This window comes from Priestia sp. AB, assembly GCF_028369225.1.
Taxonomy (GTDB): Bacteria; Bacillota; Bacilli; order Bacillales; family Bacillaceae_H; genus Priestia; species Priestia megaterium.
Map to the genome: position 1 here is coordinate 397,042 of NZ_JAQMYN010000003.1, position 25,173 is coordinate 422,214.

The 25,173-nt window shown below is 39.0% G+C and carries 25 protein-coding genes; 10 read left to right on the top strand and 15 right to left on the bottom strand.

Annotated elements, in window-relative coordinates; translation table 11 throughout:
• Nucleotides 1-196: 196 nt before the first annotated feature.
• Nucleotides 197-1,597, bottom strand: coding sequence for an alpha/beta hydrolase (locus POF52_RS11690; protein WP_271992778.1), 1,401 nt, complete (start codon nt 1,595-1,597; stop codon nt 197-199).
• Between the two features lie 201 nt (nt 1,598-1,798).
• On the opposite strand from POF52_RS11690, the gene POF52_RS11695 reads away from it, so the two are divergent.
• Nucleotides 1,799-2,269 carry a staygreen family protein gene (locus tag POF52_RS11695; protein WP_013082933.1) on the top strand — a complete coding sequence of 157 codons (471 nt, stop codon included), beginning with the start codon at nt 1,799-1,801 and terminating at the stop codon, nt 2,267-2,269.
• 52 nt (nt 2,270-2,321) lie between these two features.
• The gene (locus tag POF52_RS11700; RefSeq protein WP_016763905.1) at nt 2,322-2,801 is read left to right on the top strand and encodes a hypothetical protein; all 480 of its coding nucleotides are present in this window, start codon (nt 2,322-2,324) and stop codon (nt 2,799-2,801) included.
• A gap of 33 nt (nt 2,802-2,834) precedes the next feature.
• On the opposite strand, the gene gltD is transcribed toward POF52_RS11700, so the two are convergent.
• Together gltD and gltB are read right to left on the bottom strand one after the other, a co-directional pair.
• Nucleotides 2,835-4,316 (bottom strand): glutamate synthase small subunit, encoded by a 1,482-nt coding sequence (gene gltD, locus POF52_RS11705; RefSeq protein WP_013082931.1) that lies wholly within the window; start codon nt 4,314-4,316, stop codon nt 2,835-2,837.
• Between the two features lie 16 nt (nt 4,317-4,332).
• A complete protein-coding gene (gene gltB, locus POF52_RS11710; protein ID WP_271992782.1) occupies nt 4,333-8,886 on the bottom strand; it encodes a glutamate synthase large subunit in 4,554 nt (1,517 codons plus the stop codon).
• A 134-nt stretch (nt 8,887-9,020) separates the two neighbouring features.
• On the opposite strand from gltB, the gene POF52_RS11715 reads away from it, so the two are divergent.
• Entirely contained in the window at nt 9,021-9,923 is a 903-nt protein-coding gene (locus tag POF52_RS11715) for a LysR family transcriptional regulator (RefSeq protein ID WP_029714063.1), read from the top strand.
• A gap of 162 nt (nt 9,924-10,085) precedes the next feature.
• Nucleotides 10,086-11,156 (top strand): DUF3900 domain-containing protein, encoded by a 1,071-nt coding sequence (locus tag POF52_RS11720; protein ID WP_271992786.1) that lies wholly within the window; start codon nt 10,086-10,088, stop codon nt 11,154-11,156.
• Between the two features lie 71 nt (nt 11,157-11,227).
• Here the strand turns inward: POF52_RS11720 and POF52_RS11725 are convergent, their stop codons facing one another.
• Together POF52_RS11725 and POF52_RS11730 are read right to left on the bottom strand one after the other, a co-directional pair.
• Nucleotides 11,228-11,407: an H-type small acid-soluble spore protein gene (locus POF52_RS11725; protein ID WP_271992788.1), complete on the bottom strand. Its 180-nt coding sequence runs from the start codon at nt 11,405-11,407 to the stop codon at nt 11,228-11,230.
• Between the two features lie 77 nt (nt 11,408-11,484).
• Entirely contained in the window at nt 11,485-11,844 is a 360-nt protein-coding gene (locus POF52_RS11730; protein ID WP_074895921.1) for a hypothetical protein, read from the bottom strand.
• 219 nt (nt 11,845-12,063) lie between these two features.
• On the opposite strand from POF52_RS11730, the gene POF52_RS11735 reads away from it, so the two are divergent.
• From POF52_RS11735 to POF52_RS11745, 3 genes are all read left to right on the top strand, one after another.
• Complete coding sequence (locus POF52_RS11735; RefSeq protein ID WP_013056797.1) at nt 12,064-12,372, top strand: flagellar hook-associated protein FlgK; 309 nt, start codon at nt 12,064-12,066, stop codon at nt 12,370-12,372.
• Nucleotides 12,373-12,513: 141 nt separating this feature from the next.
• The gene (locus POF52_RS11740; RefSeq protein ID WP_013056796.1) at nt 12,514-12,660 is read left to right on the top strand and encodes a hypothetical protein; all 147 of its coding nucleotides are present in this window, start codon (nt 12,514-12,516) and stop codon (nt 12,658-12,660) included.
• A 129-nt stretch (nt 12,661-12,789) separates the two neighbouring features.
• A complete protein-coding gene (locus POF52_RS11745; protein WP_013056795.1) occupies nt 12,790-13,002 on the top strand; it encodes a hypothetical protein in 213 nt (70 codons plus the stop codon).
• A gap of 60 nt (nt 13,003-13,062) precedes the next feature.
• Here the strand turns inward: POF52_RS11745 and POF52_RS11750 are convergent, their stop codons facing one another.
• The 4 genes from POF52_RS11750 to POF52_RS11765 form a co-directional block, all read right to left on the bottom strand.
• Nucleotides 13,063-13,497, bottom strand: a complete 435-nt coding sequence (locus tag POF52_RS11750) for a MerR family transcriptional regulator (RefSeq protein WP_013056794.1) — start codon at nt 13,495-13,497, stop codon at nt 13,063-13,065.
• A gap of 527 nt (nt 13,498-14,024) precedes the next feature.
• Nucleotides 14,025-14,633, bottom strand: coding sequence for a methyltransferase (locus POF52_RS11755; protein WP_176584782.1), 609 nt, complete (start codon nt 14,631-14,633; stop codon nt 14,025-14,027).
• A gap of 59 nt (nt 14,634-14,692) precedes the next feature.
• Complete coding sequence (locus POF52_RS11760) at nt 14,693-14,872, bottom strand: hypothetical protein (RefSeq protein WP_129542313.1); 180 nt, start codon at nt 14,870-14,872, stop codon at nt 14,693-14,695.
• A gap of 93 nt (nt 14,873-14,965) precedes the next feature.
• Complete coding sequence (locus POF52_RS11765; RefSeq protein WP_271992798.1) at nt 14,966-15,580, bottom strand: poly-gamma-glutamate hydrolase family protein; 615 nt, start codon at nt 15,578-15,580, stop codon at nt 14,966-14,968.
• A gap of 392 nt (nt 15,581-15,972) precedes the next feature.
• Between POF52_RS11765 and cyoE the strand changes: the two genes are divergently transcribed.
• Complete coding sequence (cyoE, locus tag POF52_RS11770; RefSeq protein WP_013056789.1) at nt 15,973-16,890, top strand: heme o synthase; 918 nt, start codon at nt 15,973-15,975, stop codon at nt 16,888-16,890.
• A 24-nt stretch (nt 16,891-16,914) separates the two neighbouring features.
• Here the strand turns inward: cyoE and POF52_RS11775 are convergent, their stop codons facing one another.
• Nucleotides 16,915-17,853, bottom strand: a complete 939-nt coding sequence (locus POF52_RS11775) for a carbohydrate kinase family protein (protein WP_176584784.1) — start codon at nt 17,851-17,853, stop codon at nt 16,915-16,917.
• A 1-nt stretch (nt 17,854) separates the two neighbouring features.
• A complete protein-coding gene (locus POF52_RS11780; RefSeq protein WP_026106566.1) occupies nt 17,855-18,064 on the bottom strand; it encodes a cysteine-rich CWC family protein in 210 nt (69 codons plus the stop codon).
• A gap of 162 nt (nt 18,065-18,226) precedes the next feature.
• Between POF52_RS11780 and POF52_RS11785 the strand changes: the two genes are divergently transcribed.
• Nucleotides 18,227-19,585: a D-serine ammonia-lyase gene (locus POF52_RS11785; RefSeq protein WP_271992803.1), complete on the top strand. Its 1,359-nt coding sequence runs from the start codon at nt 18,227-18,229 to the stop codon at nt 19,583-19,585.
• Nucleotides 19,586-19,616: 31 nt separating this feature from the next.
• Here the strand turns inward: POF52_RS11785 and POF52_RS11790 are convergent, their stop codons facing one another.
• The 3 genes from POF52_RS11790 to POF52_RS11800 form a co-directional block, all read right to left on the bottom strand.
• Complete coding sequence (locus tag POF52_RS11790) at nt 19,617-20,999, bottom strand: PH domain-containing protein (protein WP_271992805.1); 1,383 nt, start codon at nt 20,997-20,999, stop codon at nt 19,617-19,619.
• On the bottom strand, nt 20,992-21,474 hold the full coding sequence (locus POF52_RS11795; protein ID WP_013082919.1) for a PH domain-containing protein: 483 nt from the start codon (nt 21,472-21,474) through the stop codon (nt 20,992-20,994). The genes POF52_RS11790 and POF52_RS11795 overlap by 8 nt, the downstream gene beginning before the upstream one ends.
• Before the next feature lie 160 nt (nt 21,475-21,634).
• Entirely contained in the window at nt 21,635-22,948 is a 1,314-nt protein-coding gene (locus POF52_RS11800; protein WP_271992807.1) for an NAD-dependent malic enzyme, read from the bottom strand.
• A gap of 309 nt (nt 22,949-23,257) precedes the next feature.
• Between POF52_RS11800 and POF52_RS11805 the strand changes: the two genes are divergently transcribed.
• Nucleotides 23,258-23,836 carry a TIGR00730 family Rossman fold protein gene (locus tag POF52_RS11805; RefSeq protein WP_271992809.1) on the top strand — a complete coding sequence of 193 codons (579 nt, stop codon included), beginning with the start codon at nt 23,258-23,260 and terminating at the stop codon, nt 23,834-23,836.
• Between the two features lie 29 nt (nt 23,837-23,865).
• Here the strand turns inward: POF52_RS11805 and POF52_RS11810 are convergent, their stop codons facing one another.
• The gene (locus POF52_RS11810) at nt 23,866-25,077 is read right to left on the bottom strand and encodes a cytochrome P450 (RefSeq protein WP_271992810.1); all 1,212 of its coding nucleotides are present in this window, start codon (nt 25,075-25,077) and stop codon (nt 23,866-23,868) included.
• Nucleotides 25,078-25,173: the final 96 nt, after the last annotated feature.

The window sequence follows — 25,173 nt, forward strand, 5'->3', positions numbered from 1 at the left end:
GTTATTAATCTAACACAAAAGTTCGGTTTTGTTCAATGTTTTTATTATTTTTATTTTAAATAGATGAAAATAAATAACAAATAACGTATATTCCGTTCTTATCGTACTATAATATTTTGTATTCACCAAAGGTGTTTTTATTCAAACATTGCTTTTCCAAATTAAAAACCGCACCTTCGGCACGGTTTTGAACGATTTATTTTTCCGTTGATATGCTTTTCTTTGTAGTCAACGGCAGCACGTCTTCCTCTGTTTTTAGATCTTTTACATGCATTTCCTTGAGAGGCGCACTTATTTTCTTATTTTTCGGAGGTTCTTCAAAATTCTCCACCCAATCACATAGCAGTTCAAATCCTTGATACACATAAGGCAGGAGAGGCTGAAGCTTTCGATCTGGGTCAATTTGATGATTCCATACTAAGCTATCAATGTGGTTGCCATTTTCAATTACATAGTGACGATGAAGGTGCTGCTTACCAGAATCTTTTACCAGTTGTTCATAAGGATAAGCATGAATACCCGGAAAAATAAGAGCATCTAACGACCCTGTAATACTTATCAACGGAACGGAAATATCACCTGTATTTTCAATTTCACGAACTCTTTGCTTTACATCTCGCGGTCTTTCTTGATAATCATACTTTTCAAAAATAGAATCTAACGAACGATCTCTAACTCCGTTTTCAAAAAGAGTCAAGTATTTTTGCCATGGAATGCTTCCAGGTGCTTGACTGTCAAACTCATCTCTATATATATTAAGCGTTAAAAACCAATAATACTGGTCATGATATGGCCATAAAAACTCAGATCCTTTTGGCAACCCTGCTTGATACAAACGGTGCAAAGCTTCTTTTTGCGATTCACCTACGGTGTACAGTGCTTCTTCGGCATGATTTACAACAGGTGTTAAGGAAGTAATCAAGTTATCGTGATCAGCTCGCCACATAACCCCTTCCCATTCAACGCCTCCATTAAAAAGCTGAGGCTCTCCATTTTTTCCATCGTTTTCTAAAGCATAGCGAACAACATAACCCCCGTTAGAAATACCTAACGCATACGTTTTTATATCAAAATATTCTGTCACTTCTTTTTGAAGTTTGTGACGATAATTTTCAAACAAAAATCTCTGAGCTATTTTTGCCACTTCTCGGTATTGAATATGCCATTTTCTAATGGAGTCTTCTTCTTTCACTAGAGCGTTCTTTGCTTTAGCAAATGGATCATCTCTCACTTCTTCTCCCTGAGTTCCTTTATCAGAAGCAGCAAACGCAAACCCTTTTGCCAACACATAGTCGCTGAATAGTAAATCCGTTGATTTCTCATCTCGGGTAGCTGGGACTCCTGACATAACTAACTTTCCATTCCAATCATCAGGAATTCGAATGAGAAATTTACCACCATCAACTTCACCTTCTACTTGAACGCCCGTTATTTCTTCAGGCTGATACATGTAATACCATCCATTTTTTTCTTCTTTTGTTCCCCAATAGATAGGAGCCAGCCCAATGTTCCCATAGGCAGTCGCTGCTTGAAATTGAAGAGGATTTTTAGTCGTTAGCCAGTTTCCATACTTACCGTCAAACGTTGTGATATTCAAGTGATAACCTCCATTCACATTTGCTTTTGAAGACACTCTTGGGGACTATACATGCATAATTTTAGTTAAATATTACCATCCCTTTCTCAAAAAGTACATCAAAACGCCTTTCTTACAGAAAGAAAGTAGACATTTATCACAACTTAGCCCATAGCGCCGTATAATATTGAAATTTATTCAAAAAAAGGAGTGTCAATGACTATGAGTTCGTTTAATTCTTCAAAACTTTCTACGACTCTTATTCCACCTGCTACTTCCTCCTATCCGGTTTCCGGAAGAAAATATACTCTTACTCATTCTGATACAACCGGTCAGCTTTTTTTAAGCATCGGATGCTCATATAACAACAAGGCGATAGATAAAAATATGCGTGATGAAGTACTAGCTGCTCTTCACGTAACAGACCGACAAGCAGTTATTCAAGGCGAAGTTTTTGTTAGCGGAGGCGAGTTCAGCCGCGAGCAAGCGCAGCTTCGTTATCAGATTTTCCGTCGTGAACTCCCCCTTGCTTTAGAAGCAATATTTTACGGAGACCAAGCGTTTTTTCAACATTATCCCGACTTGCTAAATACACCGATTTACATTTATTTTATATCGACTTATCAAGAATTTAGAGGATGGTCCTATTATCAAACTCCTAAATTTTATTTAAAACAAACATGCAGCAGCTAGCACGCTCGTGCATAAACTAATGGGAAATGAACGAGGAAGGTGTGAATGTTTCATGTACAGTCAATGGGTTTACCCCTATATGCCGCGCTACTACCATCCAGTAGTTCCTACTACGAATGAAAATTATTTAGAACCTTATAGATACAATGAAGACTTATTTTCTTATATCCTGCATGAAGAAGAGGAAGTTAGATCTACACGCGATGTAGACAGAGTGATGAAAATTTTAAAACGACAGTATCAGTCCATCTACAGAGATGCTCAACGAGGCGGGATGGATAGCAAACTAACAGAATACTTATTTCGTTCCATTGTAAGATTTGTTGATGATAACTATAACAATTACAGCGGATCTATTAACGAACGCGTTGAAAAAGCCGCGCGACAGTTAAAAAAACGTGACCCCTGGATATTTGAACTTTTTAACTTATACAGCGTCTCCCCCGCTTCACAGGTTCGAATTACCAACACGATTTTAACCGTTTCATTTGAGAATTTACGTAGAGGAAATGAAGTTCCAAATCCTAGATAAACAAAAAACCGCCACAATTGTGACGGTTTTTTGTTATGGTAATACAGTTGCTCCCATTAGATGGCTATCAACTTGTTTAGCTACTTCACGACCTTCATGAATAGCCCATACGATTAAACTTTGCCCACGACGAGCGTCACCAGCAGCAAAAACACCTTCAACATTTGTTTTGTAATTTCCATACGCTGCATCTACGCGACGATTTTTCGTTTCAACACCAAACGCTGATAGAACCGGATGCTCTGGCCCTTCAAATCCAATCGCAATAAAGACAAGCTGAGCTGGCCATACTTTTTCTGTTCCTGGAATTTCGGTAAAGATGTACTGTCCATTTTCACCTTTTACTTTTTCCATTTGCACCGTATGAAGTTCCTTTAGATTGCCTTGCTCATCTGCCACGATTTTTTTCGTTTGAATTGAATATTCACGTGGATCGTCCCCAAATTTCGCCTGTGCTTCTTCATAAGCATATTCAAGATTAAATACATGTGGATATTCAGGCCACATATTATCTGCCGTACGTTCAGCAGGAAGCTGAGGATGTTTACCAAACTGAACAACGCTGCGGCATTTTTGACGAAGAGCAGTAGCTACACAGTCAGCTCCAGTGTCTCCTCCTCCAATAACAATAACGTCTTTTCCTTCAGCATCAATAAATTGACCATCTTTGAAGTTAGAGTCTAAAAGGCTTTTTGTTGAAGTTGTTAAGTAGTCCATTGCAAAGTGAACTCCTTTTGCTTCACGACCTTCTAGTACTAGATCTCTTTGCTTCTGAGCCCCTGTACACAAAATTACAGCATCATATTGTTCTTTTAACTCTTCAGCAGTAATGTCTTTTCCAACTTCCGTATTCGTTACAAAATCAATACCTTCTTGCGTCAATAAGCGAACACGTCTTTCCACTACTTCTTTATCTAGCTTCATATTCGGGATTCCATATGTTAATAAACCGCCAGCACGATCTGCTCTTTCATATACCGTTACTGAATGACCCGCTTGGTTCAGCTGATCTGCGCTTGCTAAGCCTGCTGGCCCAGAGCCGATAACAGCAATTTTTTTGCCTGTTCTTTTCTCCGGAATACGCGGAGTAATCCACCCATTCTCAAAGCCTTTATCAATAATAGCGCGTTCGATATTTTTAATCGAAACCGCTGGATCTGAAATAGCAAGCGTACAGGAACCTTCACACGGAGCAGGACAAACTCGTCCTGTAAACTCCGGGAAGTTGTTCGTTTTCATTAAACGCTCTAAAGCTTCTTTCCAGCGTCCTTTATAAACTAAATCATTCCACTCTGGAATTAAGTTATAGATTGGACATCCAGAAGTAAAAGCATTAATATCCATTCCCATGTGGCAAAAAGGTGTGCCACAATCCATACATCGTGCCCCTTGACGGCTTAGCGCTTCATCAGATAAAGGAGCAGCATACTCTTTCCAATCACCTAAACGTTTTAACGGGTCACGTTCCTTCCCTTTTTCACGTTTGATTTCCATAAATCCTGTTGGTTTTCCCATCGTACTCTCCCCTTTCTTACTGAGCTACCGCTTCTTGTTGTTTTGCCGATGCTTTCTTTTCTTGTTTTGCATTTTCCTCAAACGCACTCATAGCTGCTTCTTCTTCCGTTAGTCCAGCTGCCTTTTGCTCTTCAATGCGATTCATCATGCGTTTATAATCATTCGGAATCACTTTTACAAATTTTGAAAGTGATTGTTCCCAATTTTCCAAGACAAATGCTGCTTTATGACTGTTCGTATATTTCAGATGATTTGAAACCATCTCTTTTACTTCTTCTGCTTCTTCGCCTTTTAAGCCCTCAAACCCAATCATGTCTTTATTGCAAAGGTTTTTGAATGCTTCTTGATCATCGGCAAATACGTAAGCAATACCGCCTGACATTCCTGCACCAAAGTTTTTACCTACATCGCCTAATACGACAACACGTCCGCCAGTCATATATTCACAGCCGTGATCGCCAATTCCTTCAACCACTACGTTCACACCGCTGTTACGAACTGCAAAACGTTCCCCTGCTAGCCCGCTAACATAGGCTTCACCGCTTGTTGCACCGTAAAATGCAACGTTCCCAACGATAACATTCTCGCCTGACACAGCTGTTGTTTCCTTAGGTGGAGCAACAATGATTTTACCTCCTGATAAACCTTTTCCGATATAATCATTTGCATCTCCAGTTAGATACATAGACATTCCTTTTGGAACAAACGCACCAAAACTTTGTCCTGCTGAGCCAGTGAATCGAAGAGTAATCGTATCTTCTGGCAGACCTTTCTCACCGTAACGTTTTGTAACTTCACTTCCCACAATTGTTCCAGCTACACGGTTGATATTAGAAATTGGAAGTTCTAACTCGACTTGATACTTATGCTCGATTGCTTGCTGTACCGCAGGCAAAATCTTTTGCATATCAAGAGATTCGTCAATTTTATGATTTTGAGGTGTTTTAAAGGTACGTACACCTTCAGCTTGATATAAAAGAGTTGTTAAGTCTAAGTGCTGAGCCTTCCAGTGATTTTTTGCACGTTCGCTAACGCTTAATACGTCTGTACGTCCAACCATTTCATCCACTGTTTTAAATCCAAGTTCAGCCATAATTTCGCGCACTTCTTGTGCAACAAATTTCATATAGTTAACGATGTGGTCCGCTTCTCCCAGGAACTTTTTACGAAGCTCTGGATTTTGCGTCGCCACTCCAACTGGGCATGTATCTAAGTGACACGCACGCATCATGATACAGCCTAAAACAATTAAAGGCGCCGTAGCAAAACCAAACTCTTCTGCTCCTAGAAGTGCTGCCATGACTACATCTTTACCCGTCATTAATTTCCCGTCTGTTTCAAGCACTACTTTTTCACGAAGACCATTTAACATAAGTGTTTGATGAGCTTCTGCTAAGCCAAGTTCCCACGGTAGTCCAGTATGTTTAATACTTGTTTTTGGAGATGCTCCCGTACCTCCGTCGTAACCGCTAATGACAATAACATCCGCTACTCCTTTTGCTACTCCGGCAGCAATCGTTCCTACACCTGCTTTTGAAACGAGCTTGACGCTGATTCGTGCATCACGGTTTATATTTTTCAAGTCATGAATAAGCTGCGCTAAATCTTCAATCGAATAAATATCGTGGTGTGGAGGAGGTGAAATTAAGCCTACTCCTGGCGTTGACCCACGCACATCTGCCACCCATGGATATACTTTGTTTCCTGGAAGCTGACCGCCTTCTCCAGGTTTTGCACCTTGTGCCATTTTAATTTGAAGCTCATCTGCATTCACAAGGTAGTGACTTTTCACCCCAAAACGCCCAGAAGCGATTTGTTTAATCGCACTGCGGCGATTATCTCCATTCTCATCCAGAGTGTAGCGGCTAGGATGCTCGCCGCCTTCTCCACTGTTGCTGCGTGCCCCTAAACGGTTCATCGCAATCGCTAATGTTTCATGAGCTTCTTGACTTAAAGATCCAAACGACATAGCACCTGATTTAAAACGTTTTACAATCGAATCAACTGATTCCACTTCATCAATGGAGATAGATGAACGCGATCCATTAAACGAGAACAGATTGCGCAAGAAACCGATGCGTTCTTCATTAGCCGATTCAGAGAATTTTTTAAATAAGCTGTAATCTCCTTTACGGCAAGCCCACTGCAGCGTGTGAATTGTTTTTGGATTAAACGCATGATGCTCGCCCGTGTGCCTCCACTGGAAGTCGCTTCCTGACTCTAACGTTTGCTCAATTGATTCAATATAAGCATTGTCATGACGTGTTTTCGCTTCTTTTGCAATAACATCTAAACCAATACCGCCAAGCTGCGAGGCAGTACCTGTAAAATATTGCTCGATAACCTCTGCACTGATTCCAACTGCTTCAAAAATTTGTGCGCCGCGATAACTTTGCACCGTTGAAATACCCATTTTAGACATTACTTTTACGACACCTTCAGTAACGGCTTTTACATATTTCTCAACAGCATAGTCATATGATACGTTCAACGTACCTGCGTTAATTTCATTTTGGTATGTTGCAAAAGTAAGATATGGATTAATTGCGTCTGCGCCGTAACCAATAAGCGCTGCAAAATGATGCACTTCACGCGCTTCTCCTGTTTCCACTACAATGCTCGCCTTTGTACGGTTTCCTTTTCGCACTAGGTGCTGATGCAGCCCGCTGACCGCTAATAAAGCTGGAATAGCTACAGATTGAGCTCCCGCTTCACGGTCTGTCAGAACAAGAATGCTAGCACCTGCGTTAATTGCCGCTTCAGCTTCAGTAAATATGCGATCAAGATCTGCTTTTAAATCATTTGTAAATACAGCAGATATAACGGCACTTTTGAAATCTGGATGAATGGCAGACTTCAGCTGATGAGTTTGATCGTTTGTTAAAACCGGCGTCTCAAGCTGAATTCGATGAATGTTTTCTTTGGTTGGATGCAGTAAATTCCCTTCTGCACCAAGCAATGTCATTGTCGATGTAACCAACTGTTCACGAATAGCATCAATCGGTGGATTCGTTACTTGAGCAAACAGCTGCTTAAAGTAATTGAACAGCGATTGAGGTCGATCGGACAACACGGCTAATGGAGTATCGTTACCCATTGAACCAAGCGGATCTTTTCCTTCTGTAATAACTGGAACTAAATATTTATGAATATCTTCATACGTGTAGCCAAATGACTTCTGGCGAATAACCAAATCATCGAAGTATTCAGATTTTTCTCCTTGCACTTCGGGCAATGTTACCAACTGTTCATCTAACCACTCTTGATAAGGCTCAGCCTGTGCCATTTCAGATTTAATTTCTTCGTCTGAAATAATTCGGCCCTCCTCTAAATCGATTAGAAGCATTTTACCTGGACTTAAACGATCTTTATATAACACATTTTCATCTTCAACATCAATGACGCCTACTTCTGATGAAAGTATGATGTAATCATCTTTTGTAACATAATAGCGAGCTGGGCGTAAACCGTTACGGTCTAAAATAGCACCGATTTGCTTTCCATCCGTAAACGAAATAGCAGTCGGACCATCCCATGGCTCCATTAATGCGCTATGATACTCATAGAAAGCACGTTTTTCTTTTGACATGTGCGGATTCTCAGACCAAGGCTCTGGAATAAGCATCATCGCTGCATGCGCTGGCTTGCGGCCGGCCAATACAAAGAACTCTAGCGCATTATCTAACATGGATGAGTCGCTTCCTTCAGCATCTAAAATTGGAAGAACCTTCGGCAAATCCTTACCAAATGCTTCCGAAACAAACTGCTGTTCACGCGCTCTCATCCAGTTTTGATTACCGCGAAGCGTATTGATTTCACCGTTGTGAATTAAATAACGGTTTGGATGTGCTCTTTCCCAGCTTGGGAACGTGTTTGTGCTAAAGCGAGAATGCACTAAAGCAAACGCTGAAGTAAAGTCTTCATCTTGTAGGTCAAGATAAAAAGCATCAACTTGCTCAGGCGTTAATAACCCTTTGTACACAATTGTTCTGCTTGAAAGGCTCGTGAAATAAAAACGGTTCTGACGCGCCTGCGCCCAATTTTCCGCTTGCTTGCGAATAACATACAGCTTGCGTTCAAACGCTAAGTCATCTTGAATACTGTCATTCGCCCCAATAAATACTTGTCGTACGTACGGACAGCTTTCTTTTGCAACTTTTCCGATTTTTCCGACATTTACAGGTACACTTCTCCAACCTAGTAACGTTTGTCCCTCTTCTTCAATTAATTTATTAATATAAGCTTCGATTTCTCGGCGCTCGTCTTCGTTATTTGAGAAAAAGATCATTCCAACTCCATAACGACCTTTTTCTGGCAAGTTCAATTCAACGCATGTCTTTTTAAAGAACGCGTGTGGAATTTGTACCATTAATCCAGCTCCATCTCCTGTTAGCGGATCGCTTCCCTGTCCGCCTCGATGGTCAAGCTGGCAAAGCATATTTAGTCCTTTTTTAACGATATCATGTGACGCTACGCCTTTCAATTGAGCGTATAGTCCGATTCCACATGCATCGTGCTCAAATTCAGGACGGTAGAGACCTTGAGCTTTTGGCATTTGATTGTATGTCATCTTCTTCTCCCCCGTTCGTTTTCTTTATCTTTTTAAGATCACCTGTTTACATTGTAAGTTTTCAAATCAATATAAACAATATATAATTTAGATAAAACTAATCTAATTTTGATATATATAGATGGAGGATGCTTATGGAACTGCGTCAATTACGCTATTTTATGGAAGTTGCAAAAAGAGAACACGTATCTGAGGCGGCAGAATATCTGCATGTAGCTCAATCAGCGATCAGCCGTCAAATCGCGAACCTGGAGTCTGAGCTAGGTGTTAGTTTATTCAAACGCGAAGGAAGAAATGTCAAGTTAACAGCAATAGGAAAAGTCTTTCTTGAGCATACGGAGACGGCTATGAAAGCTATTGACTATGCGAAAGAACAAATTGATGAATACCTGGATCCCGAAAGAGGAACGATTAAAATCGGATTTCCCACAAGCCTTGCTAGTCACCTTCTTCCTACTATTATATCAGCCTTTAAAGAAGAACACCCAAATGTTGCTTTTCATCTTAGACAAGGTTCGTACAAGTTTTTAATTGAATCGGTTAAAAAAAGAGATATTAATATCGCTTTTTTAGGCCCTGTACCTGTAGAGGACCAAAGTATAGAAGGCCATATTCTATTCACTGAAAATCTTTTAGCCCTTGTTCCTTCTCATCATCCGCTCGCTGAACGGGATAACATCCGGCTGCGGGATTTAAGAAATGAAAATTTTGTGCTGTTTCCAAAAGGATTCATTTTACATAAAATGGCCTTTGACGCTTGCAAACAAGCAGGATTCATGCCCAATATTTCATCTGAAGGAGAAGATTTAGATGCGATTAAAGGTCTTGTATCCGCAGGAATTGGCGTCACGCTTCTTCCTGAAAGCACAGTGTCTGAAACGACTCCTCGTTTTACGACTAAACTCCCTATTCATACGCCGCAGCTTCAGCGTACAGTCGGGATGATTATTCCTCGAAATCGTGATTTAGCACCTTCTGATAAAATTTTTTATAAGTTTGTCAAAACCTTTTTTGAACGGTTGGAGCAGTATAAATAAGAGAGGCCCCCTGCCTCTCTTATTCTTTGCTTTATACACTATTTCTCAGCTGATCAATTCTATAAATAGATCTTCTTTTCCCTTAAAGCTAACAGGCATTGACGCTTACCGGACTCTTTCTTATACTGAAGTAACTGACTAAAAAGAAACAAGGTGACTGCTATGGATTTTAAAATTAATTTTTTATCATTTTACGTAATACGAGTAGAAGGAAAAGAAGAACAGGCTTCTAAACAATATAAGCATTTTCAAACGCTTGATACGGAAGAATATGAAGAAAGTTCCATTAAAGATTTTTTAGACGGTGAATTTAAAAAAATTGTAAAGCGCAAAGTAGAGCGACACCCTAAAGCAGAACAAGTGCCTACAAAGCTCGGGTATTTTATAGTTGAACCAGGACACGCTCTCGACTCAAACCCTAATTATAATTTATTTCACCGCACTCGTTTTGCCACAACCAAAGAAGAATTTGAAGAAAATAGCGAACAGTTTATCAATGCATACCTTGATACTGCAGCCGTTCGAGGAGGAGCATTTTTAGTTGTATCTGCTGTTCCAAGAAAATATTTTGATCATGCTTTTGTGTTTATTTTAAAATGTGACTTCGAACCAAAAGTGGCTTCAATTTCAGATGAATCAACCCTTATTCGCCACGTAGAAATGGCGATTACTACTAAAAACATGAAATCTATTCAATACCCCTACATGCCTGAAGAAGGAATGGTCGAAGAAAGTGAACTTGTCATCCACCAAGCCTCTCACGCTCGTTACTTTGAAGATTTCTTGAAATTCATTGACTACAACGAGCCGATGCCCGAGATTATGAAAACACAAGTGATGGATATGGTGCGTGAACACGTCAGCGAAACGTTTGAAGCAGAAAGCGTAGAACTCGAACAGTTTGAATCAGATATGGAACTGTGGGCAACAAGTGAAAAGCGTGAGCTTCAAGAACGTTTAGATACCCATCAAGTCATGGAAGCTGCTGCTCATATCGTCGAGCATACCCCTGATGCGGAGCTTAAAATGAAGCTTGGCGAAACAGAGATTAAAGGGCTGTTAGCTGATTTCGGGGAAAATATTCACTTAGCGAAAGTAAACGGACGCTACGTGGCGTTAATTGAAGCAGAATCGATTCTGTTTGAAAAAGGCGCGTCTCCGATTGAGTTTCATAAGCCTGGTGATTTGCACGGGATTATTGAGAAAATCAACAGTAAGAAATGGGAAGAATAAATAAAAGCCAGAGAGTACAACATAGCTCTCTGGCTTTTATTTAACTGAAAAACCAGCTCTATTTATCCACCTTAATTCTCTACTAATCGGCTCATGGAAACATTTTGTTCATTTTCCGGCTGACCTAGCGGATAAATTCTTACCGTATCATTTTCTTCGCTTACATGTTGAATATAAACGGCCGTATCGTTATACGTAACGTTAACCATAACGGGTGAATCAGCAATTTGTTTTGCTCGCTGCTTGTCCATGTTTCTTCCCCCCTCTATGCTGATATACATATAAGGTTTGCTCAAAGAATAGATGCTATCCGCCCCCTAGAGCAGTTCTACCGTTTTTTAGCGGTGCGGTAGCCAAGGTAAAAAACGAAAGAAGTATAGGTAATGAATGCAGCTCCAGCCAACAAGAGCATTTTGTGATGATGCCAAAGGGCCGCATATGTTTTGATGAAGATTCCCTTTGTAAGTAAAATATATTGATACACAATAAAAGCAACCACTAAAGCAAGAAACAGCACTCGAAACAAACGAATGAAATCAATGTTAGATAAAATGGAAGCAGCTTTTACCCAGGGCGATGTAGGAGGCTCCGCTTTTTTAGTGCTTCGGCTCTTCGACTTTTGTTTCTTTGCAGGCGGAGCTTTTGATTCTTCTATTTTAGGTGCTGGTTTTTGTTTTCCTTGAGCCATCGGTCACTTTCCCTCTTTCTTAAATAAAGTGTCTAAAAAAGAAGCTTTTCTATTTTGCATATTCAAGAAAGGACCGGCTATCTCCTTTTGACTTTTAAAAATACTTTCCTTTTTAAATACAGAATGTCTTTAGGTATGTGCCCATAGCATTTTTCTTATCTTCGCATACGTTATATCGTGTTTGATTTGAAATTACTATGTAAAAGGAGCGGTGCCCTAATGAACCCTTATTATTTCAACCCTGGATACATTCCTCAGCAAGTTGATTACTCAGTTCAACAATACTATCCCCCTTACGTACCACAGCATGAAGAATACGATGAAAGACAGCAGCTTCAAAATCTTGGAGGATTTGAACGAAGAATTCGTGCCCTTGAGAGACAAAATGAGGAGCAAGTCAGAGAAATTACTCGTTTAAATCGTGTTGTGGAGCGACATACTGATCGTATAAACAGATTAAATCAGCGCTTACGCAATGTAGAAAGAAGACTTAACATTCCATTTACAGCAAGCCAGGACGGATTTTAAACTCACCTTAAGCATTCCCGTTTCTTTTGAGCGAGAATGCTTTTTTACATGTCTTCTGTCATTTTTGATAGCACACAGGATATTTGATTAAACTTTACATAAAATAAAATTTGACTATGAAAAAGAAAAGGAGAAAATCACATGAAATCCCCTGTTGTTATTTGTCCTAACTGTCATTCTCAAAAAGAGCTTGCTACCGTTTTAACTGCTCAGTCCAATCAAAACGTTATCTATACATGCTCAGCTTGCGGCTATAAGCTGACAAACATTAAAACAAGCAAAGGATAATCAGTATCTCTCACCTCACTTAGTACCTATATTCAATACGTTCTTCTGTCCATATACAAAAATTAACGTTTACGTAAATGTTATTATTTTTGTATACTGATAGTATTATGGGAAAGGGAGTTGAAGAAGTTGAAGTTTAAAATGAAGGAACGCGGGCAGCTGCATTTGAGTCCGGAAGGAAAACAATTAATTTTAGACTTGTACGAATCAAATATGATGGAATCTGTAAATGAAGCTTTGGATGCTGAAACAAGAAGCTTTCACAGTGGAAAAGCCGATGGAATACAGGCTATTTTACTTCTTTTAGGGGTACAGCTAGAAGAAAACACTTCACAATCATAAATGAATGCCCTATAAAAACCGTAAAAGCAGACGCACTCTTCTGGTGAATGCGCCTGCTTTTTATGATTCTTCCTGCTCAAATTTTACAATTGCAGTCTTAGCACGATCTCTCAATGACAGAAGGTCAGACTCTACTTTTAAGATATTTTTCTTTTTCTGTTCAATCAGCTTGAGCTGCTCTTCTACCGTATGTAACACTTGCTCTAACTTTTCTTTTTGTTGACTTGTTCCTTTCACTTGCCTATAATCCATCTTTTGTATTTCAAGAGTATCACTTAAAGCAAGAAATTCCTGTAATTCTTGAAGTGAAAAACCCATGACTTCTTTGGCATTCGTAATTTTCTTTAAGAATTCTACATGTTCTTCGGTGTACAGACGAAATCCACCTTCACTTCTTGGAGGTGCTGGCATCAGTCCAATTTGTTCATAATAACGAATCGTACGTTTTGTTAAACCGCTTTGCTTCGCTACATCATCTATTTTTAGTTCACTCATTTTTAAATCCCCTTTAATCAATTAACAATGTCAACTTTTCATACTTGTTACTATTATACACTAACGCTAGATATCTCAAAACAAATCTGAACAGCTGTGCACTTATTTAAAAATAAATAAGCAATTTCTTTACCCTTTTTTAGAGTAAAAAAATTGCTTATACAGTATATTATGCTGGATTCTTTTCTCTAAAACCTTATCATAAGTGCCGTTTTTGTTAATTTACGATTTAGCATACAAATTAATAAATTTGTTTTTGAGAGTTCTTATTTCTATCCACTAAATGTTTATTAACTTGTATGTAGCCTTCTCTTTCTGTACTAGCCCCGCCTGCGCTGAGTACACCGATAGCCACGCATGCTATCCAACCTAGTTTCATTATAGCAGAAAGCGCTTACATGATAAAGTGTTATGATTTAATTTCTAAAAAGTTATAAATAAAAAATCAGCAGGTCTTTTCCACCTCCTGCTGATTTGTTAAATAGAACCGTCAAGATACAGCTTTATCAAACAGTAAATAAGTCGTCCTAATAAGCTACTTTATAAATCAAAAACCGTTCATATGGGTTTTTACGATCCAACTCTGGCAGCATTACGTCTTCTTTTAAAATAAAAGAAGGGTGTTTTTCGAGATGATAAAGATAATCCTCCGAACTATAATATAAAATCAAATCAATCTCGCGCTTATTCTCTTCCCACGAAAGCAAAATATTGTTCACTACTTGGATAAAGATTTGAACTGAAAAAGGATTAAAAAAATAAAAGCAGTTGTCTAGTGGATGAATCTTATATTCCTGGGCTAAACAACACTGAAAATGAATAGGATGTTTGCGGCCCTTGGCTTTTTTCAAATAGCGCCTCTGGTTATCTATGGCCTGCTCATAAAAATGTTCATTCATTTCTATCCCTACAGCGGTGGTATTGCACAGGTAGTTCACATAAAAATTCAGCCTTCCTTTTCCACATCCGAAGTCGACAATTCTATCACTGCTTGTTAGCTCATACTGAGTGAAAAGGGTTTCTAATGCACTATAAGGCGTGGGTTCATAACGATGGTAATGAAATGAATCGTTGAATCCCTTTTGTTCTCCCGTTGTTTTTATATTTAATAAAGCGTCATAATATTGCTCATTCATGGCCAATCTCCTGTTTATAGTTGTTGAAAAAGAGAAAGAAGGACAGATGCCCTTCTTTCTCACTCTACTTTCACACGCATTTCTGATATTTTAAGACCAATCTCTTCGATTAACTGCACAGCTTCCGCTCGCTTTTGATCATCTAATATGCTGATTCCCCGTACGTCTACGCTTTTTAAATATCGATAAGAGGCTTTAAGACGTTCTAAGGTATCTTCTTGGTCAAATGTTTTCATCATTATCTCCTCCAGTATATGTAGTTACTATATGTATACCACAAACATGTCCGTAATAAATCTAACCTGTTTAATAAATACTATAACGTATCTGATTTATCTAAGAGGAAATGCACTTCTAATAGCTGATATATACTCAAAAAATTCTTGGGTTTTCGAATTTTTACGTTCATTTCTCGTGTTAGTTGCAAAAAAAGCTTCTCTTTGCGCTTTACTTATCTCAATTTGCACACCCATCTGCCTAGCTGTTTTATTGGTTATATTTCTAGGGCTTGTACCGGAAAAAGGGTCTTGATCTGATAAAATTTCTGTACTAAAACCTTTAGAAACAAGCGCTTCATACACTTTGGATCTTAATGCCTTGTCAGCACCGCCGATTTTAGTGTGTTTTTTATTTTTATCATTGTATCCATGAAAAGATACGGCATAGTCTTCTTTCGATATAATAGTTAGCGCATGAGGTTCATCAAAATGAGTGGATGTGATATGAAGATCGGCATTTCCTGCTTTCTTTAACCCTTCAAATATATAATACGAGTATTCGTTTCCTGCTAGCCCAACAGCAAGTTCGGATGTTCCAGTTTCGATACCTCCGCCGTGTATCGCAAGCATAATAATGTTAGAAGGTCTGATTTCGAATTGAATTTTGTAGTCTTGGTTGTATACTTCATGAGAGGCAAGTTCAGAGAAGCTAGCATATTTATCTGGCATCATATATCCTCCTTGTGAATAAGACATAGTAAACAAACTTATTAGTTCTTTCTTTAATGTACCACATCTTTTCTTTCATCACATACTATGTGATTGCAATTACCAATAAATATGGTACGATTAAGTTCGAGTTTCTTGCTCGTTAAAAGTTCACCAGATAGTCAAAATTTTCATTTTTAAGCATTCCATTTTTATCTTATAATAAAGGATGTACTTATTTTTAATTGGTAATTCGACATTTTTCTTTGTTTTTTTTAAAAAGTTCAAGGAATGTTAACAAATTTTACGAGCAACCTTGATGTAATTACGATATTTTTTTGTTAAAATAGTTTAGTTGATTAATAAAGATTAGGTTTATTCATGTAGGAATAAGCTCAAAAAGGAGAATTGCTGTGAAAAATACCGAAGTTATCACAAAGGAATCACTTCCTATCAATCAGTATTTTTCCCGGGAAGTAATCAGTGCTATTATAAAAACTGGGATTATTAAATCGAACTCACTAGGAATGGTTGCTGGGCTTTGTCTCGCAATTGCTGTTAATGACTTAAGCTTTGTGACACAAATTCCTATCATTATTTTGGCTTTAATTGGGACATCCTTTGTCGTAGGAGGAGCTGGGGCAGTTAATAACTTCTATGACCGTGATATTGATGCAATCATGAAACGTACGAAAGACAGACCGACGGTAACAGGAGCGGTCAACCCTAAATTTGCTCTATGGTTAGGACTGGCTTTATTTGTTATCGGTGTAGGTATTTTATTTTTAGTTTCTAACATGGCCGCCATTATGGGTATTTTAGGATTTTTCTTTTATGTAGTGCCTTATACTATGCTTACAAAACGTACAACCATTTATAATACCGAAGTCGGAAGTATTTCTGGAGCTATGCCTCCAATCATTGGCTGGGCCGCTATTTCACCAGACTTATTTCATCCGGTAGCAATTGGATTGTTTGTATTTATGTTTTTATGGCAGCCTCCTCACTTCTACGCTATTGCGATTAGAAGACTTGAGGAATATAAAGCCGCAGGTGTACCAATGCTTCCTGTAGTAAAAGGTATCCGTCGTTCCAAAGTCCAAACGCTTGTATACCTAGTGATTTTACTAGCGGCATCTTTCTTATTTTTATCGTTTAGTAAAATTATCGCATTTACAATGTTCGGTTTAACACTAGTGTGGATGCTTCTTGGGATTGTTGGATTTAAAAAATTAGAAGATACAAAATGGGCTACTTTAATGTTTGTGTTCTCATTGAACCATCTTACGATTATTTTTGCCCTGATGATTATACTGTCATTTTTTAAATAATAAACGTTCAAAAGCAGGTAGCTATCAGCTACCTGCTTTTATACTAGATACATCTTTTGCTTTCAGTGAAATCATTCCTCCGTATCTCGCCGAAACTGCTCCACCTAACGCGTTGGCAAACATTGTGTACTGCTTCCGTGACTCCTCACTTTCAGGTAATCCTTTTTCATGAATACACCAGAGAATTCCTGCCATAAATGCATCACCCGCTCCCGTCGTGTCTATCGCCTGCACTTCATTTGCACTCACATGAAGCGCTTGATTTGCAGTAACAGCTACTGCGCCATTTTCTCCTTGAGTGACCCATACGTACGGAATATGATACGCTCTCAGTTTTTCTAGGCTTTCTGTCAGGTCTGTTGAATTCATCAAAAATAGGAGCTCCTCTTGAGAGATTTTCAAAATGTCTGTTTCGGACAAAAACGGTGTCACGATATTTCTACATGCTACTTCACTTTCCCATCTTTTCATTCGAATATTTGGATCAAACGCTACAAGCATACGATGTTTTTTTGCGAGCTTCACAGCTTCTTTTGTAGTTTCCTGGGAAATCGGATGAAACAACGTGCCTGATCCAAAATAAAAAATCGCTGCCTGCTCAAATAAAGCTTCCTGCAGCTCATGTTTGTACACTTGCTCATGAGGTGTAGAATCTATGTAGGAATGGAAGTAACGATCTCCTTCTTTACTTTTATGTACATACACTTCACAAACTTTTTTAATCTCCGATATTACACAGCCGCTTTGATTCACTCCTTCAATTAAAATCTTCTTTCTTACAAAATCACTTGTTTCATCACTGCCTAACTTGCAGATATAATATGCTTTTGCTCCTAACTTCTGAACTCCGACTGCTATATTAACCGTTGTGCCTCCTAAAAAAGGGTCAAAGCTGGTGTTAAATTCGTTTTTAGCAATATAATCAATAAATGCCTCACCATATGAAATAACTCCTTTTTTCACGTTAATCCTCACCTTCTTTCTTCTGTCTCCCAACGCATTTGACGCATACACACGCTTTTCCTCTGCTTTCTAAAGGAATTTGTTTAAACAGATCAGAAGTAAAAACTTTCTGCATGCACCAACACTTTTCTATTTCTCTGCCTTGCACAGAAGCACAGTTATTTTTCTCTCCGCAGATAGGACATCTGCTATCATCGCCTGAAAATGCCATAAATTCCTCTCCTTTTTTCTATGCAGTTGTATAGGTTATGTTTATTAGTATACAAGAGGTAGTTAAAGCGCGCTTTCTACTTTTTGATATTTTCATTTTCAACTTCTCTTATTCTTGATACTATACATATAAAGGAAATAACATATTGAGAAAGGAGCCTTTATGACGACACATTTATTTCACCAAAAGCCCCTTGCTACATGGATGCGTGAATATCCTTTATTAACACCTTTAATCAATAAACAGGAAACACTTTGGATAAATCCTTATTTAAAACCTGCTCAAGAAGCATTTTCATCTCTTGCTTTGCATACCAAAGATATAAAAGATGCAAAAGAGCGACTTTCTTGCTTTTCTTCTTTTCTTCAAATCGCTTTTCCGGAGCTAAAAGCATCAAAAGGAATCATTGAATCACCTCTTCAAGAAATTACGCACATGAAAGACTATTTAAATCAACAAATGAATAACAAGCTGCAAGGGACATTGCTGATGAAATGCGATCATGATCTTCCCATATCAGGTTCTATTAAAGCAAGAGGCGGTATTTATGAAGTATTAAAATTTGCTGAAAGTCTTGCTATCAAAGAAGGACTGCTTACCGAGGAAGACAGCTACGCTCTTCTAGCTGAAGAACGATGTAAAAAGTTATTTTCTTCTTATTCTATTGCAGTAGGATCTACCGGTAATTTAGGTTTAAGCATTGGTATTATAAGCGCCGCTCTCGGCTTTAACGTCACCGTCCATATGTCAGCCGATGCGAAGAAATGGAAAAAAGATCTGCTTCGTTCGAAAGGCGTAACCGTTATTGAATATCAGTCTGACTACGGAAAAGCCGTGGAAGAAGGACGAAAGCAAGCCGAAGCAGACCCCGCCTGTCATTTTATCGACGATGAGCAGTCTAGAGATTTATTTCTTGGTTATTCCGTTGCGGCTTTACGTTTGAAAAAGCAGCTAGCCGAGCTGCGGATTCAAGTAGACGCCGAACACCCTTTATTTGTCTATTTACCTTGCGGAGTAGGCGGAGGTCCTGGCGGTATTACGTTTGGATTAAAAGCAATATACGGGGATCACGTTCACTGCTTTTTTGCTGAACCTACCCACTCCCCTTGCATGCTGCTTGGATTAATGACCGAGCTGCATGATGGCATTTCCGTTACGGATATTGGACTTGATAACGTAACAGCTGCCGATGGACTAGCCGTAGGAAGGCCATCTAGCTTTGTAGGCGAAACGATAAAATCGCTTATTAGCGGAATTTATACTGTAGAAGATGATCAGCTTTTCCGATTTATTTATGAGCTAGCCAATCGTGAAAATATGTATATAGAACCTTCAGCAGCGGCTGGTTTACAAGGACCTCTTCACCTGATGGAAAGCGGGTCTTCATATATACAAGCGCAAGCACTAGAAAACGATATGTCAAAAGCTACTCACCTTGTATGGTCAACTGGAGGCAGTATGGTGCCAGCTGAGGTGATGAATAGCTATTACGAGCAAGGAAAAAATTTAATGAATGGATAACGTCAAAAGGCATGGAGAACAATGATGTTCTTCATGCCTTTTTAGAAGAAGTAGCTTGCAGAAAGATAGGATGCCAAATTTCAAATGGAAAATATCCCGACTTATAGCTGCCGCTTGTACCCATAGTTGAAATTTTTATTTTCCTGTATCCTTTTTTCCATAAAAAGGTTCCTGCAAACACCTCAATTTGTTCCACTTTCTTTCTTCTTATAATCGTTGTTTTTCGTGTTAAAAACTGCGAGCGAATACTGACAAATACCTCGTCCATCATTAAGCCGCCTTGGCGATACCCTAACCAGTGAATAAATACGTACGCAAGGCATAGCATGGCAATAACCCACACAAACATTGATTTCCAAAAGCTGATGCCAATCCCTGCCGCTGCAAATAACAAGATCGGTAATAGTAATGGGTACCATGCATATTGAATCGCTGTATTTCTTGGACACTTTACATATTCATAGTGCGGGACATATACGTTCATTAATGCTGAAATCTCTTTTTGCTGGATAAACGGGTGTAAATAAACCTTTTCTTTTAAATCAGAGGTTACGACGTTTAACGAAACGGAAGACCATCCAAATAAGCGTCGAACCAACCCTTCCTCTATCGTAACAGCCTGTATTTTATGAAAAGGAATCGTAAGGGATTTCTTATTTAACAGTCCGTATTTAATATGTAGATAATGATCGTAGCGTTCTACTGTAAAACCGCCAAATCGTATCACATATAAAACGATAGACAGCACATAAGCAAGCACCACAATTACAGCCACTAATACAAATAAACCAAGCATCGATTGATGAATCACTTCTTCGTAAGCTGTCTTCACCCAGCGGTTGATATACGTATCAATATACTGATAGAGAAAACCAAGAGCAGCAAATATATAGCCAAAATTCCCTGAAAACGCAGCAGCTAACGCCAGCTGTTTCACCGACACTTTCATCATATGTTCAGGACTTTTTTCTCTTATTTCCGGCTGACTTCCCGACAGCTTTAACGTATCTTTAAGATGGTGCGCTTCTTTTAGTGAAATACCAGATAAATCAATTTCAGCATCCTTACCGCTGCTGGCCGTGTCAATACGAAGCCGGGCTAAGCGAAGAATTCTAAAAACAAACGGCTGATCTAACTGAATCGATTGAATGCGATTTCGTTGAATAAATCGTTTTTCTTTTTTAAAAATCCCTTTATGCAGACGCACTTCCGTTTCCGTTACTTCATAACGAAATTCCCTCCAAGTAAAAAAAGCAAATAAAGCGACTACGCCTCCTGCTAATAGCGTTGCCCACCAATATGTAAACAACAGGTGCCGATTGACAATAAATACAAATACAAAAGGCAGGATATTATTTTTTATATGTTCTATAAATGCTATTGCAATATATAGCGGATGCAGCCGCTTACTCATCTTCATCATCTACCTCTGCTAGTCTAGCAATATACTCCCGCAGTGCTTCAGCATCTCTTTGTCCAAGTGCAGGAATTTCAACACTTCCAGCGGCTGTGATGATTTTAACAGATGCCAAGTCAAATTTTCGAAAAATTGGCCCTGTCAATGTTTCAACGTGCTGCACTTTCATAAGCGGGATTTTCGTATGATACCAGATGAATAGCCCTCTTTGTACATCAATTTGAGTATCTGTTACTTCATATGAATATACATTCATATATACATTTGGAGCTATAATTGTATATATGATAAAGCTCACGACTAATAGTCCAGCTGATATCCATCCAATAATTGACCACCAATCAAAAAAATGAACGAGTAGAAAATAACCCGCTGTTGCTAGAAGCCAAAGGCTATGCGTAAAAATGGATTGCCAGCGCATCGCTTTTTTAGCCTCGAGGGGCAATTTGCCCTTTAAATGTTCAAACTCCATAAAAACTCCTTTCTCTACCTTTTTTACTGTTTCTATTACTATATTACGTTAAAAAAGGAAAAAAGTTTCATAGTTTGCTATTTTCTTATTATTTTTTGATGAAAAACAAACAAGGCTGCCTATTTCGAGGCAGCCTTGTTTGTTATCGATAAACTCCGTCTTACTCTCCGTGTACAACAGCCGCTCTTTCAACTGCTTCAGATACTGCTTCATGTACAGCTAGATTAAGAGGGTGAGGAACTAAATCGCCTGGACGCGTTGAATTCGCAATGGCTTCAGCTGCAGCTACAAGCATCGTATGCGTAATATCGCGCACCCCTGCATTTAACACTCCTCTGAAAATACCTGGGAAGCCAAGCACATTATTCACTGACCTTCCGTCAGTAGCGTAAATAGCTCCTGCTTCAAGAGCATCTTCAGGTTCAATTTCTGGCTTTGGATTAGAAAGTGCTAGAATAATTTGCCCTTTTCGGATCCATTCTTTTTGTATTAAGCCAGGTACACCCGTTGTCGCAATAACAATATCACAGTTCTCCATAAGCTCTTCTAATGAATCCGCTACTTTTCCACCGTAGCTGACTAAGCGTTCATTCGCTTCAGGAGACTTATCAGCTCCTATCACCTGTTTGACACCGTAAGCCATGAACATTCTGCAAGTAGCGATACCGGCAGCTCCTAAGCCAATCTGCCCTACTTTTGCTTCTTTCAAATTCACACCTGTGCTGCGACAAGCTGAGATAGCTGCTGCTAGCGTCACAACTGCTGTTCCGTGCTGATCATCATGCATAACTGGAATATCGAGCTCTTCTTTTAAACGTTCTTCAATTTCAAAGCAGTGAGGCGACCCTATATCTTCTAGTAAAATGCCGCCGAATCCCGGTGAAATATTTTTAACCGTTTGAATGATTTCTTCCGGCTCATTTACATTCAATAAAATAGGGATAGCGTTTACATTGGCAAGCTGATCAAATAACGCGGCTTTTCCTTCCATAACGGGCATTCCAGCAACTGGACCAATATTTCCTAATCCTAGTATAGCGGTGCCATCTGTTACAATTGCAACCGTGTTTCCAATGCTCGTATAAATCTTCGCTTTGTCCGGCTGTTCTTGAATAGCACGGCAAACGTTTGCTACGCCTGGTGTATACACTCTTCTTAAGTCAGCGATCGACTCAATTTTCATTTTGCTTTTCATTTGAATTTTACCGCCTTCATGCGCATGAAGGACTTCATCTGATACTGTATGTAAAATAATTCCTTCTAAACTGCGAACCGCTTCAAGCAATTCCTCAAGCTGGTCTTCACTTTCTACTTGAACCGTAATGCTTCTCATGGTGTAGTTATGTCCTACTTTAACAGTTTCAACCTCGCCAATGTCTCCTCCAACATTTCCGATAGCTGTTGCTACTCTTCCTAAGTTTCCGGGTACAGTCGGTGTTTGTACCATTAACGTGCGTATTAAATTATTCATCATATCCCCATATCCCCCTTGTCCTAATCCTGCAAGTACGTACGCTTACTAAATGAAGCGTTTAAAACGGTCGAATTCCCCATAAGTTCATGTTATCTACTTATCTTACAAGTAGATCTATGCATACTATCTTTTCCATCAAAGGAAAAGAAATAGATAACGCTTTCAAGCAGACGTTTCGCTTTGATTATAAGCAAAGTTTTTAGAATAATCAAGCGATGACATTGTGAAAATTCATAAATTATTAAGAAGGAATTTGTTCTTCATAAACAGAAAAGACTTATATAGAAAAGAAACAAAGGAGTGAAGCAGTTGAAATCAATTTGTGTGTTTGCAGGATCAAGCGCTGGAATAAAAACAGAATATAAAGAGGCCGCCGTCTCGCTAGGACGCTGCATGGCCCAAAAAAACTACCGGCTGATTTACGGAGGCTCACGAATGGGCCTGATGGGAGAAGTCGCAAATGAAATGCTTCAGCACGGAGGCGAAGTCATTGGCATTATGCCCCGCGGTTTGTTTAGCGGTGAAATTGTTCATACCGCGCTGACAGAACTTATCGAAGTAGAGAGTATGCACGAGCGAAAAGCAACTATGCACGAGTTAGCTGATGCTTATATTGCACTTCCTGGAGGTTTCGGAACATTTGAAGAGTTGTTTGAAGCTCTTTGCTGGGCTCAAATTGGTATACATAAAAAACCAGTAGGGCTATTAAATGTGAACGGCTACTACAACCCGCTTATGCAAATGGTTCAGCATGCCGTAGATGAAGGATTTTCTACGGATTCTGCTATTCGTCTAATCAACATTTCTGATACTCCCGAACAGCTCATCTCTTCAATGGACACCTACACGTCTCCTTCAGAGGACCAAAAATGGAACACTGAAAGCTAAAAAGCAAGCGCATCATTTGCGCTCGCTTTTCAGGCGTTATTAAAAGCAATTTCATATTTTTTTACACCAAAAACAAAAGGGCTATCTATTGGCTTTAAAGACTGATTCTGAACTTTGGAAAATCCCCCTTTTTCTAGTAACTTAGTAAAAGCAATTTTCCCTTCCATTCTTGCTAGCGGTGCTCCTAAGCAAAAATGGATGCCAAATCCAAAGCTCACGTGAGGATTTGTTTTACGATGCACGACAAAAGTGTCAGGCCATTCAAACTTAGCTGAATCTCTATTTGCACTCGCTGCCCAGCTAATTACCTGCTGTCCTCTTTTAATCTTACACTCTCCAAGTTCTACATCTTCAGCAGCTATGCGTCCAATCGCTTGAATAGGAGGATAATAGCGAAGCGTTTCTTCTACCAGGTTCGGAACTAGCGATATGTCTCGACGAACTTCATTCTGCACGTCTACGTCTTCTGTCATATACCGGACTCCGTTCGTAATTAAGTTTGTTGTTGTCTCATTGCCTGCTACTAGCAATAAAATACAAAACCCCAGCACTTCCTCTTCTGTTAAATGCTCGCCGTCAATTTCTGCTTCTAAAAGCAGCGAAATAAGATCTTCTTGTTTATTTTTCTGACGCTCAGCGATAATTTCTTTAAAATACCCCTGTAAAAAAAGCACACCGTCATTACGCTTTTGCATCATTTTTGCAAAAGCTTCGTCTGAATTATTTTCGGCACCGCTCACTAAGTCATCGGAGTACTTTTTAAACAGTGCTCGGTCTTGTATTGGTACTCCTAGCAGCTCTGCTATTACAATAATCGGCAGTGGTCCAGCAAAGTCTTCTACTATATCAAACTTTTTTTTGCTGCTTACTTCATCTAATAAATAATCTGCAATCTCTTCAATATGACCCTCCAAGTGCTGAATAGCTCTTGGCGTAAAAGCTTTGTTTACTAAATTTCGTAACTTTGTATGTTTTGGAGGATCCATCATTAAAATACTTTCTTGGCGTTCTTCCATTGCTCGTTTGGATGAAAAAAGCGACGGGTTTTTTAAAATATACTTTACTGTTTCATAATCAAATACATCCCAGCAGTTTCGGCTTTCATCGTAACGAATAGGTGCCTCTTGACGCAGGCTATTATAAATATCAAATGGGTAAAGCTGCTGTTCAACGGATTTAATTTCTTGCATAAGAATTAAATTAGCATAACGATTTTCTCTTTTCACTGCTTTTGGATTCATCTCGTCTTCCTTCTTTCGTTTAAAAGTAAAACTCGGTAAGGTTTTTAATGGACTATAGATAAAAGAATTTTTTTCCATCTTTTATCTTTTGATAAG

Coding starts and splice junctions, on each gene's coding strand:
- POF52_RS11695 (WP_013082933.1), top strand. CDS start 1,799: ATGAGTTCGTTTAATTCTTCAAAACTTTCTACGACTCTTATTCCACCT.
- POF52_RS11700 (WP_016763905.1), top strand. CDS start 2,322: ATGTACAGTCAATGGGTTTACCCCTATATGCCGCGCTACTACCATCCA.
- gltD (WP_013082931.1), bottom strand. CDS start 4,316: ATGGGAAAACCAACAGGATTTATGGAAATCAAACGTGAAAAAGGGAAG.
- gltB (WP_271992782.1), bottom strand. CDS start 8,886: ATGACATACAATCAAATGCCAAAAGCTCAAGGTCTCTACCGTCCTGAA.
- POF52_RS11715 (WP_029714063.1), top strand. CDS start 9,021: ATGGAACTGCGTCAATTACGCTATTTTATGGAAGTTGCAAAAAGAGAA.
- POF52_RS11720 (WP_271992786.1), top strand. CDS start 10,086: ATGGATTTTAAAATTAATTTTTTATCATTTTACGTAATACGAGTAGAA.
- POF52_RS11725 (WP_271992788.1), bottom strand. CDS start 11,407: ATGGACAAGCAGCGAGCAAAACAAATTGCTGATTCACCCGTTATGGTT.
- POF52_RS11730 (WP_074895921.1), bottom strand. CDS start 11,844: ATGGCTCAAGGAAAACAAAAACCAGCACCTAAAATAGAAGAATCAAAA.
- POF52_RS11735 (WP_013056797.1), top strand. CDS start 12,064: ATGAACCCTTATTATTTCAACCCTGGATACATTCCTCAGCAAGTTGAT.
- POF52_RS11740 (WP_013056796.1), top strand. CDS start 12,514: ATGAAATCCCCTGTTGTTATTTGTCCTAACTGTCATTCTCAAAAAGAG.
- POF52_RS11750 (WP_013056794.1), bottom strand. CDS start 13,497: ATGAGTGAACTAAAAATAGATGATGTAGCGAAGCAAAGCGGTTTAACA.
- POF52_RS11755 (WP_176584782.1), bottom strand. CDS start 14,633: ATGAATGAGCAATATTATGACGCTTTATTAAATATAAAAACAACGGGA.
- POF52_RS11760 (WP_129542313.1), bottom strand. CDS start 14,872: ATGATGAAAACATTTGACCAAGAAGATACCTTAGAACGTCTTAAAGCC.
- POF52_RS11765 (WP_271992798.1), bottom strand. CDS start 15,580: ATGCCAGATAAATATGCTAGCTTCTCTGAACTTGCCTCTCATGAAGTA.
- POF52_RS11780 (WP_026106566.1), bottom strand. CDS start 18,064: ATGGCATTTTCAGGCGATGATAGCAGATGTCCTATCTGCGGAGAGAAA.
- POF52_RS11785 (WP_271992803.1), top strand. CDS start 18,227: ATGACGACACATTTATTTCACCAAAAGCCCCTTGCTACATGGATGCGT.
- POF52_RS11790 (WP_271992805.1), bottom strand. CDS start 20,999: ATGAGTAAGCGGCTGCATCCGCTATATATTGCAATAGCATTTATAGAA.
- POF52_RS11795 (WP_013082919.1), bottom strand. CDS start 21,474: ATGGAGTTTGAACATTTAAAGGGCAAATTGCCCCTCGAGGCTAAAAAA.
- POF52_RS11800 (WP_271992807.1), bottom strand. CDS start 22,948: ATGATGAATAATTTAATACGCACGTTAATGGTACAAACACCGACTGTA.
- POF52_RS11810 (WP_271992810.1), bottom strand. CDS start 25,077: ATGAATCCAAAAGCAGTGAAAAGAGAAAATCGTTATGCTAATTTAATT.